This is a genomic window from uncultured Eubacterium sp., from assembly GCF_937958975.1.
In the GTDB taxonomy this organism is placed as follows: Bacteria; Bacillota; Clostridia; order Lachnospirales; family Lachnospiraceae; genus Eubacterium_G.
On the sequence record NZ_CALGRE010000050.1, the window covers coordinates 1 to 16,246 of the forward strand.

The following is a 16,246-nucleotide window of genomic DNA, read 5'->3' on the forward strand; positions in this document are numbered from 1 at the left end:
TAAACGCAGGACGCCTTATGAAAGAAGGACATGCAAATATGGTTAAATTAGAAGGTGGTGTGGAAGTCGCACCGCATAAAATATTCATCCCATGATATGTAATCCTGTCTCTTGTTTCCCATTCTTTATACCAATCCTTTATATACAAATTGTGATTTACCTGAAAGAAAAACCCATCGGGTTTTGTGTTAAAACAAAGCCGCTGGGTTTTCTTAATTTATATTTATTATTTTGTACCAAAGATACGGTCTCCCGCATCTCCTAAGCCCGGTACAATATATTTATGCTCATTTAATTTCTCATCTAATGCGCCAATATACATATCCACATCCGGGTGTGCTTCCTGCATTGCCTGAACACCTTCCGGAGCTGCAATAATACACATTAAAGTTATATTTTTTACGCCCTTATCCTTGAGCATCTGTATCGCCGCCACTGATGAACCACCTGTCGCCAGCATCGGGTCTACTACAAACACATCTCTCTTATCACAATCTTCCGGCAATTTACAATAATATTCATGAGGTAATGCTGTTTCAGGGTCTCTATACAGACCAATATGTCCTACCTTCGCCGATGGAATCATCGCCAGCATTCCATCTACCATGCCAAGCCCTGCTCTGAGAATAGGTACGATGGCTAACTTTTTCCCACCTAATTTTTTTACTGTTGTCTTACAGATTGGTGTGTCAATTACGTCATCAACCAACTCCAAATCTCTTGTTGCTTCATAGGTAATCAGCATTGCAATTTCACTAATTAACTGCCTAAAATCTTTTGTACCCGTCTCAGTCTTTCTGATAATACCTATTTTGTGCTGAATCAGTGGATGATTCATTATCACTGTCTTTGCCATAACTTTTCCTCCGTACTTTTATTATTATTTATGCCTTTATTCCCTTTAATTTATTCGCCAATTTTATAATAACATCATCTAATATATCGTATAATTTAGCATAATCTGAAAGTTCTCCGCCGTCCGGATTATTGATACTTCCCTCTTCATTGATAAACTCTTTTAGTGTATAAACATTAACTGCTTCTGTATAATCATCATATACCGTCTGTTTTTTTGCCGCATCCAAAACTAATACGAGTACATCTTTACCAAAATCCTCTGCCTCCAGCTGCTTTGAGCTTCGGTTTATATCCAATCCCTTAGATGCTGCAATTGCCACTGTCTTTGGATTCATTGGCTCCGGAAAAAGAACCGCCAATCCTCTTGAGTCAATTTCTGCATTCTCTAACGGAAGATAATGCTTAAGCAATGCCGCCGCCAATGGCCCGGGCGATGTATCCATGTCCGTTACAAACAAAATTTTCGAATATTCTAGCATTTTACCTCCGAACTGTTACATTATTAATTCTTTATACATCAATAATATTGTAACCTGCTGCTTTTGTAAGCCTATTCATAATCGCCCACCCTACATTATTTTCCGAAAACGCCTCTCCAAAAATAAATTTTGTATTTGCTTTATCAAAATCCCTAAGAACTTTAAAAAGCATATTAGCAATTGTCTCAGGCCTGTTTATATCTCCCAATGATACTACTATGATATCTTTATTAAGTCTTTCATGATATAAGCTCAAATGCTGGTCAACTGTTATAATTCCTGTTTTATCTCCATTATTTGATTTTTCATTTGCGGACATAATGATTCTTTCTGCTACCCTATCGGCATTTCCCCGGTATATTTTATAGTCTGCCTCAGGAGCATAATGTCTATACTTCATACCCGGTGCCTTAGGTTTCAATCCATCTACCGGTTTCGAAAAAATAGCCTTGTCCACATTTACTTTACCTATTACATCTTTTATCATCTCATATGTAATAAATCCCGGCCGCAAAATCATCGGTGGCGTCACAGTGACATCTATAATCGTAGATTCTAATCCCATGCCAACCATTCCACCATCTATAATCATATCAATCAAGCCATCCATATCATCTATCACATGTTCCCCAAGCGTAGGGCTGGGTTTTCCTGACAAATTCGCACTTGGTGCTGCTATACTCACCCCTGCCGCCTCAATCACTGCGCATGCAACAGGATGATTCGGATATCTCACAGCCACCGTATCGAGACCTCCGGTTGTCCCTTTTGGCACAATCCCGCTCTTTTGAAAAATAAGTGTCATAGGTCCCGGCCAGAATGCTTCCATTAGTTTCTTTGCAATATCCGGCACTTCACTCACAATATCTTCTAACATCCCCGTGTCACAGATATGTGCAATCAATGGATTATCTGACGGACGTCCTTTCGCCATATAAACCTTAGCTGCTGCCCTCTCATCCAGTGCATTCGCCCCCAATCCGTAAACTGTCTCTGTGGGAAACGCCACAAGCCCGCCATTACGAATAATTTCACCTGCCTGTTTTATAATAAACTTACTCTTTTCTTCACACAGGTTTTTTTCGTTTACTTTTGCAACTATGGTTTTCATCTTTCGCCTCGCTTAATATATATCCGTTATATTTTAACATATGTAGTTATAAAATACAATGTTGGCGCATATGAACCTCTCGCCTTTTCATGCGCTAATTCGACATAAATAGACTATTTTTTCTTTTTTTCACAACGTCTCCAATACTAATTATTATCTTTCCTAAACCTTACGTTTGAAAATATTCCTTTAAACAGTCACGAATAAATTCAGAAAGCTGCCTCTGATACTCTCTTGTAATTAATTTATTTGCTTCTTCATAATTACTTAAAAATCCGCATTCAATAATTACTCCCGGGCATTTAGAATTAATCAACATATAATAACTGTCATTCGGTTTTGCTTTTTTAGGTTTTTCCGTATTAACTTTTTCATTTAACTTATTTTGTAAAATTTCTGCAAGTTTTAAACTATTTTCTGAACGCTGATAATAAAAAGCCTGCGCTCCATGAACGGATTCAGAAGAAAAACTATTTTGATGTATACTAATCAACACACATTGATTATTTTTATCATACGCCTCATTGATTATTTTACACCTCGTATTTAAATCCCCTACTTTTGAGAATTTTCCATTACCACTCAATACGATGTCCTCATCTCTCGTCATCACTACATCAAAACCCGCTGCTTCAAGTACAACCCGCAATTCCTTGGCAATCGCCAAGTTTACATCTTTCTCTTTTGCTTCATTGACACCTACTTTTCCCGGGTCTGCTCCTCCATGTCCCGCATCAATTACAACAACCTTTCCATTTTTTGTATTTTCCGTCTCAGTTTCGTTTACACTCTCACTCTCTACGACTTTATTCATATTACATGCTATTAATGTTACTGACATAAGTAATACCAATGACATAAATAACTCTAGCTTTTTACTACTTTTTAGAAATGTGAACACTCTTTTACAACCTTATTTTCCCTTTGATACAATATATGTTTTATATAAAAAAATAATGAAAACGCCGTACTGATAATTATTACCAATACGACGCTCCCATTATAAGAAGAGAATGATTCTATTTCAGATATAAACTAATCCTCAAATCCCACAACAATATCTGACCAGTTATAGTCAACCTGTTTATATGACGGATTTACTGCTTTTAGAATGCTTTCATACAAATATGTATGACCGGCATTTGTAGGCATTTTTCTGCCATCATACAATGCTGATGCCACATCATATACAGAATATGAGAAAATATTACTATATACATATGAGCCATCACTTAATAACGCATATGCTCTTACTTTATATTTTGCTGAAAATTCAGTTGCCGTATTATGTTCAAACAATGTTGTCATTACATAATATTTTGCTGTTTTCGACGCTCCCATAACAGTATTAAGTGTTCCTTTATCTGTCGACTCAAAAGATGCCACATAATTGTTTTCGCTTCCAACGTACATATCATCGTCTTTAACATTTGTATCTGTGTTTCCTACCTTTGACAATGCGTATACCAGACCGCTCTTTACTACATTTTTTCCATTGATGACCGGCTCTACAGATGCAACAACTCTGCTTCCTCCCAATGTAGAACTAATCTGATAGCCTGTAACATGAACATCTTTACTTATAGAAACATTTGATTCAGATTCTGTTGGTTTCTCTGTCTCCTGCGGTTTTGTCGGCTGTTCCTCTCCGCCTCCTGTTCCGCTAAAGTCATCCGGACTGTCCGGATTATCAAAATACTGTACTCCACCGTAAGGAATTGTCAATGTGATAGTATTCCTGTTATTGCTCTTATCTACTTCACTGATTAAGCTCTGGTCATCTACCCAGGCTGTTACTGTATGGCTTCCCGACTCTGCTGCCCAGAATGCTCCATTTGTTCCATTTCCTCCATTTGCCGTCAGCTCCACGCTCTCTCCCGGCTCTAAACCGTCAAAATAGGTATCACACCATGTGATATCTGCCGGATATGCCTTTCCATCAAACTGGAACTGAACACCAATTTTTACCCCTGACGGAACTGCTGTATCTCCTGCATTTACTACAATCGCTGTAAACTTCAATCTATCTCCCGTGGCAATCGTTTCCTGACCATATGTAATATCTGTTACTACTAAATCAGCGCCTCCTGTCACTCTCGTAACATTTGTATTTACACCTGTATCTGCAACATTTATTTTCTTTACTCTTGTATTGTTATTTTCATCTTTTTCATCCGGAAGTTTATTTGTATCATCTACCGTTGCTGTTACTGTATGACCTCCCTTTACTGCCGTCCAGGTGGACGTCATTGTCAGTGTTGCCGTTTCTCCTGCCTTAAGCCCATCCTTAAATTTAGAATTTCTCAAACTTGTCTTATCATCAATTGTCACCTTTGTTGGGATTTTTACTTCTGCCGGAATGTCGACATTACTGTCATTTTTTATCTGTATTGTAAATGTTACCTTATCACCATTTTTAAGCACAGTAGAGCCTTCTGCATTTGCCCATGAAAGACCTGTCACAACTAAGTCATATCCTGTAATTCCCTCAAGAGGATTGACAATTCCACCTCCCTGACCATTTACAGGGTCCGGATATCCCGGAACTTCATATGTTGTATCGTCATCATAAACTGTTACATTTGTTGCCTTTGACATCTTTCCATTAGAAAAGAAATATGGTGTATTCTCCCCTTTCCATGCAACATTTGCAATTTCTAATCCATCAAATGTTGCCTTGTCATTGCTGACTCTGACTGCTGCACCAAGATGTGGATTACATGACCATGTGATATCCTGTCCATCATAACCTGAACCAAATATCTTTGTGTCAATAAATTTAACACCTTCTCCACAGCCGTTAATAAAAATGCCATCACCTTGAGCATCGTATATCTGATTATTTTTAAATGTAAGATTTTGGACTTCACCTTCTAACATGATTGCACCATACGACCTGCCCCAGCTGTCAGCATTGCTTCCACATCTTACCATAATATTATTTTCAAACAAAATTTCTTTGGTATTACCAAACTTGTAACCTGCAAACTCTGTATTCAAATGGATGCCTGATGCCATAAAAGTATCACATATATAATTGTTATATACTTTGTGTCCCTCACCGCCATAGATAGCAATACCACCGGCTCTCCAAATGAAATCTATCGTATTATAAGCAAATATATTATTCGTCTCATCATGTGCTGTTCCGGCCTCACTGGAACTATTATTCCACATTGCCAGTCCATCATCACCATTATTTCTAATAGAGCAGTTATAAACTACCGCATTGCTTGTTCCCATACAGAAATTTACACCGTCTGCAAAATTGTTTCTGATTCTACAATCGATAATTTTCAATCCATCCGAATAATCCATACTTCCGTTATAATCTCCAAGCCAGAAACCACACTCAAAATGCTCTTCCCAGACATCATGAATTACGGACCCCTCACCAAAAATATCCATAAAACATTTATAAACTGCCATCTGGTCATATCTTGAGCAAAGATTGGAATTAATATACATATTACAAAATTCAATATTCTTACAATATCCGTCCGGCGTTGAACCGTCTCCTGCCTTAGGATTTCCTCCGGCAATACCGCCTCCAAACTTCTGGTCGCTGGTGAACTGCAGGTTTGTGTACCACATACCCGCACCGGTAATCTTCATATTGGAGCCACCGAGATTCCACATTCCGCTCAGATGAAATGTTCCTTCCGGAAAATAAACATCCATTCCTCTCTTATCTGCATCTGCTACTGCCCGTCTGATAGCGTCTAAATCATCTACACCATCATCAGGATATGCACCGTAATCTTCTACACTGACCGCATTATCCGGCTGGTCAATTGGCGCCGGAACTTCCTCTATTTCGAGGAAATCCACACCATACTCCAGTCCATTTGCACCGGAACTCTGAATACGGATTCTATCTCCAACCTGAAGGGATTTATCTAAAAGGAAATGCACTTCATCAAATGCAAAAGCTGAAGCGCCACCATCATCTGTATCTGATGGGTGTCCCCCCGAAAAATACTGCCACATATAATATGATGTCAAATCTATCGTCTTAAATTTACTTCCATTTACATATACATCTACGGAACCCTTAAGACCTTTACTTCCGGAATCCGGCATAGTAAATCTCATCGTAACACCGGCTCCTGTCGTCTTCATTGTCCATTCCGCATACGCTCCATTCGATGGTAGTCTGACATACGACTGTTCCGACGCCTGGGTTGCTATATTTCTTTGTTTAAAGTTTGGAGATGTAGCAATCACTGCACTGCCCCCAAGCTTTGCATCCATCGAATCATATCTTGTATAAGGTACCTCCGCACCGACTCTGCCATTTGCATCCGCCGCCGGTATTTTAAACGTATCCGCAATACCCACTGCATTTACCTGTTTATCTCCAAAATTGCCCATTATAGGCTGCACTGTCATTGCGCAGACCAATGCCAAAGCACAGATTTTTTTGAAAATCTTTCTCATATCAAATTCTCTCCTTTCTAATTCTTATTCTCGTTTAACGTTAAACGATATATTATCCTATATTTTCCATTTATTTTAATCTTAATTATGTACTATTTTACAAAAGGAGAGAACTCTCCCCCATAAGCTCTCTCCTTCTAATGTTAAAATGATTCTAATTGAAATCAATTTTGACCTGTCGTGTCTTTTTCATGAGTTTCATGTATACTATCACTTTATTATTTAATTGTTGATGAATCCACTACTGTATTTCCCCAGTTATAATCATTTTCTTCATAATCCGGATTTACTACCTTAAGAATATTGTTATAAAGGTAATTATGTGATGCAAGTGTATTCATCATCTTCTTTGTATAAAGAGTATCACAGATATCATATACAGAGTATGAACGTACCTTACTATATACATAACTTCCGTCACTCAACTCTGCGTATGCCCTCACCTTATACTGTGCCGTGTATTCCTTCACACTGTTTGCTCCAAACAATGTTGTCCTTACGAAATATGTAGCTGTATCTGATGTTCCAAACTTGACATTCTCCGCTGTTCCTATCGGTGTGGATTCTAGCGCTACTGCGTACTTACTTGTTGTTCCCACAAACATATCTGTATCTTTCACATCAAATGTCTCGTCTCCTGCCTTAGTTACCGCATATACAAATCCCCAATTTACAACCTTCTTGTTGTTAATTGTCGGTTCTACAGAGCCTACCACCCTGCTTCCTCCAAGGGCTGTGTTTATCTGATATCCTTCAATCTTTACGCTATTGCTAATATGAATCTTTGTCGGGTCATCCGGTACAATATTGTCAAGGTCATCGGATTCATCCGGATTCTCAAGCATTGCTCTGCCAGGTACTGTCACCTTGAAGTCTGTTCTGTTATTATTATAGTTTACTTCATTAGGATAACGTGATGTCTGGTCATTGACCCAAGCTGTCGCCGTATGTGTTCCCGCTGACGCTGTCCAGTAAATATTGTTATTTGAACCGCCTGTCATTGTAAGCTTTACAGATTCTCCTGCCTTGAGTCCTGTTGTATGTGTATCATCCCATACCAAAATGCCTTCATTTCCATCCATATGAACACGAACTCCCAATTGTGCACCTGCCGGAGCATCTACATCACCGATATTCGTTACTGTCGCGGTAAAGAGAACTTTATCTCCGACTCCAATGGAACTCTTATCCCATTCAAGCTTTGTCACTACTAAATCATATCCTCCGCTTACTTTTGCATAGGTCTTCTCTTCCCCTGCTACATTAAACGATTTTGTTCTTGTATTATTATTTTCATCCAATTCATTTGGAAGTTTATTTGTATCATCTACCGTTGCTACTACCGTATGTCCGCCATATGTTGCCGTCCACTTTGTTGCAGCTGAAAGCTTCACCGTTTCTCCTGCTTTTAATCCATCCTTAAAAGTCTGGTTACTTACTGTAGCATTTCCGTCTACGACTGCCTTAAATCCGATAACGGCTCCTGCCGGAATATCTGTGCTGCTGTTGTTCATCACAAGCACTGAGAAAGTAACATTGTCCCCTTCTTTCAACTCGGTACTTCCCTGGTCATTTGCCCATGCAAGACCTTCTACCGTAAGGTCATATCCTGATACTTCCTGTTTTTTTGTTGTCTCAGGCTCTTCAGCCTTGGTTGTCTCCGGTTCAACTTCCTTAGTTGTATCCGGTTCCGGTGCTTTCGTTGTGTCAGGCTCCGGTTTCTTTGTCGTCTCTTCTTCTGACAGACTAGGAACTGTATCTGTAAGCCATGCTTTTGAAATTGTCACTGTACCTGCCGGTGTTGTAGCGCCTGTATGAATATGATAGCCGCCAAAGAATGCCGGTGTAATTCCTGATGCCTCTAAATCAATAACAACCGTTGTATTATCTCCTGTTGCCGGAACTGCACTTCCATCCACTGTAACAAATTTTGGCGATTGGTCATCTGCAAACCAAATAATTTGTCCCTGCGTTGCAGTTGGTTCCAGTCGGACACCGTCAATATTTCCTGTATAAGTCATTACAAGATACTTGTGGGAATTGCTAATTCCATTATCGGAATGCTGCTGTTGATACTGATATGTATTTCCCCATGTATATGTTCCCTGTAATCCTGACAGCTCCTTATCTCCTTCTCCTGGTCCAAAAGGTTTCTTAGTTGGAGCTTCCGTCGGAAGAGTCTCGTCCGGGTCTCTTGTTACAATCTCCGGGTCTGTCTCCGGCTCTGTTCCTTCTTTTAATATCTTCTGACCATTTGTAATATCATATCCCGGAAAACTATTTGCATTAGAGTTTGCTACATATGCTCCTCCACTGTATGCATAACTTCCGTTGCTATCTATTGTAAACTTATAATTTGTATTTCCAAACTTACTTTCACTTGTCGGAATTGTAGGCAGGTTCGTTGCTACATCACAGTAATATGGCCAATGTTTGTCAGCACTCTCTGAGAGATACTTTGTCACTACGTTTTTAACAATAAAGTTATTATATTTGACATTTGCATTAGACTGTCTTACAGCTGTAGGACTATGAGCGCTACATGAATATGAATCATTATGTTGGTCAAGTCCAACACCAAATACAACTGTGTTATTAAATGAAACTGTTGAAGCGCTTACATCCCATGTTCGAATTGCATTGTTCTGGGAGTCATATACTTCATTATTATTAAATTCTACATTTTGAACGCCACCCTTAACATCGATTGCTGCTAAAGATTCCTTCCATGAATCTGAATATGTACCTGCTCTTACTACTACATTATTTGCAATCTCAATTTTCTTTGTATTTTGGAATTTTGGTCCCGGAAATCCATCCGTTACATGAATACCTGCTGCAAGGTACATATCACGAACATAGTTGTTGTAAACTTTATGTCCATCTCCACCATATACAGCAATACCACCGGCTCTCCATATAAACTCTACAGTGTTATAACAGAAAATATTGTTATACTCATCATCCTGCTGGAAATCTGTAGCATTCCACATAGCCAAACCATCATCACCATTATTTCGGATATCACAGTTATGTACATTTGAGTCTCTTGTTCCCTGACAGAAGTTAATACCATCAGCGAAATTGTTACGCACTCTACAATTATAAATGCTCAAATCACTCTGCTTGTTAATCGAATTGCTGTCATATCTTCCAATCCAGAATCCACATTCAAAGTGTTCTTCCCAAACATCATGGATACTTGTTCCTTTTGCGAATAAATCTCTAAAACACTTATAGTTTGCCTGCTGGTCAAATCTTGAATGAAGATTTGAATTAATATACATATTACAAAATTCTATATTTTGGCAATAACCTGTTTTTTCTCCACAGATTCCACCACTTCCCATACCGGAACTCGTAAACTGTAATTTTGTATACCACATTCCGGCACCGGTAAACTTAACACCGTCAGCAGCAAGAATCCATGTTGAATCAAGATAGTGAACACCTGAAGCAAAATAAACGATTTTATTTCCTGCCTCTGCCCTCGAAATATATCCCTCTAACTGAGACTGTGTATGTGTTCCTGCCGGAACTACCACTGCACCACTTGGAGCGCTGATATAATCAGTATATTCTACTTCGATAAAGTCAATACCCAACGTGTAGTTACCTGTGTTAGTAATTGTAATTGTACTTCCACCTGTTAATGCCTGACTGAGTCTGAAATGAACTTCATCAAATGCAAATCCCGGAGCTCCGTCAGCATTATTCGCATCTACAGGATGTCCGCTCGGAAAATACTGCCATGCATAGTCTGATGTAACCTTAACGCTGCTGCTGGAAAGATATGTGTTATATCTTCTTGATGAATCTTCATTATCATAACCAAGTACAGAAGCATTATTACTTGTACTAACCGAAAACTGACTCTGAAGACCAAGAGGCTTTCCGGCATTGTCCGTTCCTCCGTTACCATCTGGCAATGTATATCTTACATTGACACCGTCTCCGCCACGTCCTGTTTTTATTTTCCATGTAATGGACTGTCCCTTTCCAAGTTCAACATATGACTGATTAGAAGCCTGACTCGCAATATTATCTCTATCAAAATTTGTTGAAACTTTCTTAGTTCCTGTATAGTTATCCTGATATGATACAGTTCCCTCATCCATTGCTGCTAAATTTGCAGCATTATTTGTATATGAGTTTGGAACCTCTGCCGGGCTCGTATCATATCTAAAATATGGCATTTTGGCGCCGACCTGCCATTCCGTATTGTTTTTAGCTGCTTCCACTCTTGATTGCGCTGCCGGAACAGTCGCAGTATTTGTGACTGGCGCCGCCTCAACTATCTTTGGTGACAGATTCAAAAAGTTACCTGATATCGGCTGAACTGTCATTGCACACACTAACGCCAATGCGCATGCTTTTTTGAAAATTTTTCTCATATGGCTTTCTCCCTTCCCATTTTGTACCAAACCTTTCTATATTTGAAAGGTATAAAACAGAGGCTGAAAGAGAAAATTATGACTTTCTCTTTTTACGATTTCTCTCAACCTTGTGTTTCGTAAGTTTAACGTTAAACTAAACTTATCATGCAATTGTCCTTTTGTCAATTTGTTTAAAACTATTTTTTTTAACAGAATTTCACCTATGTTTTTGTGCAATACTCACAAAAAAGAGAGGTGATACTCTATTATCCCCTCTCTTTTTTGTATAAAAACGTTATTATTTATTGTTTTCAATCATAAAAAATGCCTTTTGTAATTTTATTACATTCCGTCTTTCCCTACAATGACATCTGACCAGTCATAATCATTCTCTTTATAATCAGGGTTTACTAATTTTAAAATCGTATGATACAAATAATTATGACCATCCTTTGTATTCATTTTTTTCCCTTTATAAAGTTTATCACTGATTTCATAAATGGAATAGGTTGCTACTTCACTATATACATAAGAACCATCGCTTAATTTTGCATATGCTCTGACTTTATATCTCGCTGTAAACTCTTTTACATTCTTGATTCCAAATAACATAGTCCTAATATAATAAGTAGCTGTCTTTGAATCTCCAAATCTCTTATTGGTGGTACCTAACTCTGTAGATTCCATGGAGGCAATCTGTTCATCTGCTGCTCCGACAAACATTTCTTCATCCTTCACATCAAATTCTTTGTCTCCAACTTTTACAAGTGCGTATACCAGACCCCAATTAACAACTTCTTTGTTATTGATTTTAGGTTCTACCGAAGCAATCACTCTGCTTCCTTCCAGCTTATCACTAACCTGATACCCCTCTATATTCAAATCCTGGCTAACTTCAATCTTTTGCTCTGAAGCTGTGACATTCTTCTCAAACGTTCCAACACTTCCCACTATCGGTAACATCATAGTACACACTAACGACAAAGCTATTACTTTTTTCATAACTTTTCTCATAATCCTCTCTCCTTCCATGAGCTTCCTGTATACTATCATTTTATTATTTAATTGTTTCCGAGTCAACCATTGTCTTTTCGTATTATAATCATTTTTTTGCAAGACAATTACTTAACATCGCAAACTCTGATAAGGTCAACTTTTCGCCTCTGATATTTTCATCTTTTCCAATACTGTGAATCGCCTCTAATATCTGCTCTTTTGAAAAATCTAATTCAGAGGAATTTTTCAACCCATTAACCAGCGTTTTTCTGCGCTGGTTAAAAGATGCTCTTATCAATTTAAACAATAAAGCCTCATCTAACACCTCTACCGCCGGTATTTTATGTTTTGTCAATTTTATTACTGCCGAATCTACATTGGGTCTGGGCATAAAACAATTAGACGATACGTTCAACACAACTTGTGCCTCAGCATAATACTGCACCGCAAGTGATAATGCACCATAATCCTTACTTCCAGGACCTGTCTGCATTCTGTCCGCCACCTCTTTTTGTACCATAATTGTAATACTCTCTATTGGCACACCGCTCTCAAAAAGTCCCATAATAATAGGGGTTGTAATGTAATAAGGTAAATTTGCCACAACCTTTATAGGTTTCCCATTATTTTTTTCTTCCGCAAGAGACTTTATGTCAACCTTAAGCACATCTTTATTAATAACTTCGACATTATTATACTCAGATAATGTATCTCTCAAAATCGGTATCAGCATCTTGTCGATTTCGACTGCCACAACCTGTCTCGCCGCTTCACAAAGATACTGGGTCATCGTCCCTATTCCCGGACCTATTTCAAGTACAAAATCATTTTTCGTAATTCCGGCCGCACTTACAATATTCTCCAATATATTTGAATCAATTAGAAAATTCTGTCCGAATTTCTTTTGAAAAGCAAAACTATACTTATTGATAATCTCTTTTGTAGCACCGGGTGTTCCAAGATATGCCATGATTTAAAACCTCTTTCTTCCAATGCCATAAACATTTTTGGCATTCTCGCATGTAATATCAATTACTTCTGATGAACGAATCCCCTTAATTTCTGCAATTTTACTCACAACATAAGGGAGATTAAAGGAATCATTTCTCTTTCCCCGATTTGGTACCGGAGAAAGATATGGGCAGTCTGTTTCTAACACCATTTTTTCCATAGGCATATATTCCACGACTTCACAAAGTTTCTTAGCATTATTAAACGTAACGACACCTCCGATTCCAATGTAAAATCCCATATCCATAAATTGTTTTGCCATCTCTTTTGTATAAGAAAAGCAATGAATAATTCCACCTATCTCATCTGCATTGTTTGCTTTCATTACCTCAAAAGTATCTTGTGCCGCATCACGGCTATGCACAACAATCGGGAGCTCAGCCTGTTTTGCAATATTCATTTGTCTTTCAAAAGCCTCTATCTGCTGTTCCTTATTGTCATTCCAATGATAATCCAATCCAATCTCGCCCACAGCAACAATCTTCGGCTTGTAGATACTTCTCTCTAACCATCTGTAATCATCCTCTGTAAGCTCTGCCACTTCATCCGGATGTATGCCCAGTGCTCCATAAACATATGGGAATCTTCTAACCAGTCCTATTGTACTTTTACAGGATTGCATGGATGCCCCGATATTGACAATATACTCCACTCCACGATTTCTCATACGTTCTAATAACTGCTCCCTATCATCATCAAAAGCTTCGTCATCATAATGCGCATGTGTATCAAAAATCATATATTCCTCCTAGCAGATTTCACTTCCGCTCACGATATCTTTATCCACTGTTACCACAGATAAATTTCCGTCATCATCGCCTGCAGCAAGTATCATTCCCTGTGACTCCACCCCGCAAAGTTTGCACGGTTTTAAGTTTGTAATCACTGCAACTTTTTTTCCAACCATTTGTTCCGGCTTATAATACTTCGCAATTCCGGACACAATCTGTCTTGTCTCAGCACCAATTTTAATCTGCGATACAAGTAATTTTTTTGCCTTTGGAACAGGTTCACATTGAATCACCTCTCCCACCTGAATTTGTACTTTATCAAAATCGTCAATAGAAATCTCAGGTTTCTTCTCCACTTCAGGATATTTCTCTCCCTCCGCTTCCGCTTTTTGCGCTGCCTGAATTTCCTCAACCTTTTCCATAACTTCTTTAATATCCATCCTTGCAAATAATATCTCAGGTTTTTCTGTCACCTTATTTCCTGAAGCATATTTACCAAACTCCGTCATATCATCAAAAGCTCTTGGTACGCCATGAATCTGCTCTAAAATCTTCTTTGAAGTTTCCGGCATAAATGGCTCTAAAAGACTTGCGCCAATGTTAATACCCTCAATTAAATTGTAAAGTACAGTGGCAAGTCTGTCTTTCTTTTCCTCTTCCTTTGCCAACGCCCAAGGCATTGTCTCGTCAATATATTTATTACATCTTTTAAACAGCGTGAAAATTTCGGTAATTGCGTCAGCTACTCTAAGGTCATCCATTTTCTTTGCAGCTTTTATCGGTGCTTCTAAAATTACCTGCTTAAAGTCCTCATCAATTTCTTCTATGATACCTTTATTCTCCACTACTCCACCAAAATATTTATTTGACATGGATATTGTTCTATTTACAAGGTTTCCCAGGGTGTTTGCGAGGTCAGAATTCATTCTCTCAACCATCAATTCCCATGTAATCGTTCCGTCATTTTCAAATGGCATTTCGTGAAGTACAAAATATCTTACCGCATCCACTCCAAACAAACCTGCAAGGTCATCTGCATATATCACATTTCCCTTTGACTTGCTCATCTTTCCATCCCCCTGCAATAACCAAGGATGGCCAAATACCTGCTTTGGAAGCGGAACATCAAGAGCCATCAACATAATCGGCCAGTAAATTGTATGAAAACGTAAAATATCCTTTCCAATCAGATGAAGGTCTGCCGGCCAATATTTTTCATAAAGTGGATTATTTTTTCCATCTACATCATAACCAAGCCCTGTGATGTAGTTTGAAAGAGCATCAATCCATACATATATTACATGTTTTGGGTCAAAGTCTACCGGTACTCCCCATTGAAATGAGGTTCTTGACACACATAAATCCTGAAGTCCCGGAAGAAGGAAATTATTCATCATTTCATTTTTCCTTGACTCCGGCTGAATAAATTCAGGATGTGTATTAATATGCTCGATTAATCGGTCTGCATATTTGCTCATTCTAAAGAAATATGCCTCCTCTTTTGCAGGGGTGCACTCTCTGCCGCAATCCGGACATTTTCCATCCACCAACTGCGACTCTGTAAAAAATGACTCGCAAGGTGTACAATACATTCCCTCATAATATCCCTTATAAATATCTCCTTTATCATAAAGCTTTTTAAATATTTTCTGAACCTGCTTCTCATGGTCTTTATCTGTCGTTCTGATAAACTTATCATAAGACGTGTTCATTGCATCCCAGATTTCCTGAATTACTCCCGATACATTATCAACAAATTCTTTTGGTGTAATTCCGGCCTCTGCTGCCTTCAACTCAATCTTCTGCCCATGCTCATCCGTTCCTGTCTGGAATCTCACATCATATCCCTGCTGTCTCTTAAATCTTACAATACTATCGGCAAGTATTGCCTCATATGTGTTTCCAATATGAGGTTTCCCTGATGTGTAAGCAATTGCTGTAGTTAAATAATATGTTTTACTCATGTTTTCTCTCCTTTTTATTATATTAATCACCGAAAGCAGCCGCCATTTCAAAAACGCTCCCGCCTTTTTGCAAAGACGAGAGCGTTATACTTCGTGGTACCACTTTACTTTATTCAGAATCATTCACTGAACCTTATTGACACTATAACGGGTGTTACCGTCAAAAACTTATGAAAAACACTCATTTTTGCTGCTCCGGGGCCATCTTCAGTCCTCACTCCGTTACCTGCTTTCACCTGCCCAGGCTCTCTGATTCAGAAAATGGAGAAGCTACTCTTCT

General features: G+C 38.5%; 10 protein-coding genes. All 10 read right to left on the bottom strand.

Going from position 1 to position 16,246, the window contains the following annotated elements:
* Positions 1-226: 226 nt before the first annotated feature.
* The 10 genes from upp to metG all read right to left on the bottom strand — a co-directional run bounded on the left by upp (position 227) and on the right by metG (position 16,005).
* Complete coding sequence (gene upp / locus Q5O86_RS09450; RefSeq protein ID WP_302626900.1) at positions 227-856, bottom strand: uracil phosphoribosyltransferase; 630 nt, start codon at positions 854-856, stop codon at positions 227-229.
* A 28-nt stretch (positions 857-884) separates the two neighbouring features.
* Positions 885-1,337, bottom strand: coding sequence for a phosphotyrosine protein phosphatase (locus Q5O86_RS09455; protein WP_302626901.1), 453 nt, complete (start codon positions 1,335-1,337; stop codon positions 885-887).
* A gap of 31 nt (positions 1,338-1,368) precedes the next feature.
* Positions 1,369-2,448, bottom strand: a complete 1,080-nt coding sequence (locus Q5O86_RS09460; RefSeq protein WP_302626902.1) for an L-threonylcarbamoyladenylate synthase — start codon at positions 2,446-2,448, stop codon at positions 1,369-1,371.
* A 169-nt stretch (positions 2,449-2,617) separates the two neighbouring features.
* Complete coding sequence (locus Q5O86_RS09465; RefSeq protein WP_302626903.1) at positions 2,618-3,307, bottom strand: N-acetylmuramoyl-L-alanine amidase; 690 nt, start codon at positions 3,305-3,307, stop codon at positions 2,618-2,620.
* Positions 3,308-3,483: 176 nt separating this feature from the next.
* Positions 3,484-6,888 (bottom strand): CARDB domain-containing protein, encoded by a 3,405-nt coding sequence (locus Q5O86_RS09470; protein WP_302626904.1) that lies wholly within the window; start codon positions 6,886-6,888, stop codon positions 3,484-3,486.
* Between the two features lie 218 nt (positions 6,889-7,106).
* Positions 7,107-11,282, bottom strand: a complete 4,176-nt coding sequence (locus tag Q5O86_RS09475; protein WP_302626905.1) for a CARDB domain-containing protein — start codon at positions 11,280-11,282, stop codon at positions 7,107-7,109.
* A gap of 324 nt (positions 11,283-11,606) precedes the next feature.
* On the bottom strand, positions 11,607-12,278 hold the full coding sequence (locus Q5O86_RS09480; RefSeq protein WP_302626906.1) for a hypothetical protein: 672 nt from the start codon (positions 12,276-12,278) through the stop codon (positions 11,607-11,609).
* Between the two features lie 88 nt (positions 12,279-12,366).
* On the bottom strand, positions 12,367-13,230 hold the full coding sequence (rsmA, locus tag Q5O86_RS09485) for a 16S rRNA (adenine(1518)-N(6)/adenine(1519)-N(6))-dimethyltransferase RsmA (protein WP_302626907.1): 864 nt from the start codon (positions 13,228-13,230) through the stop codon (positions 12,367-12,369).
* 3 nt (positions 13,231-13,233) lie between these two features.
* On the bottom strand, positions 13,234-14,010 hold the full coding sequence (locus Q5O86_RS09490; RefSeq protein WP_302626908.1) for a TatD family hydrolase: 777 nt from the start codon (positions 14,008-14,010) through the stop codon (positions 13,234-13,236).
* A gap of 9 nt (positions 14,011-14,019) precedes the next feature.
* Positions 14,020-16,005: a methionine--tRNA ligase gene (gene metG, locus Q5O86_RS09495; RefSeq protein WP_368074767.1), complete on the bottom strand. Its 1,986-nt coding sequence runs from the start codon at positions 16,003-16,005 to the stop codon at positions 14,020-14,022.
* Between the last annotated feature and the right edge of the window lie 241 nt (positions 16,006-16,246).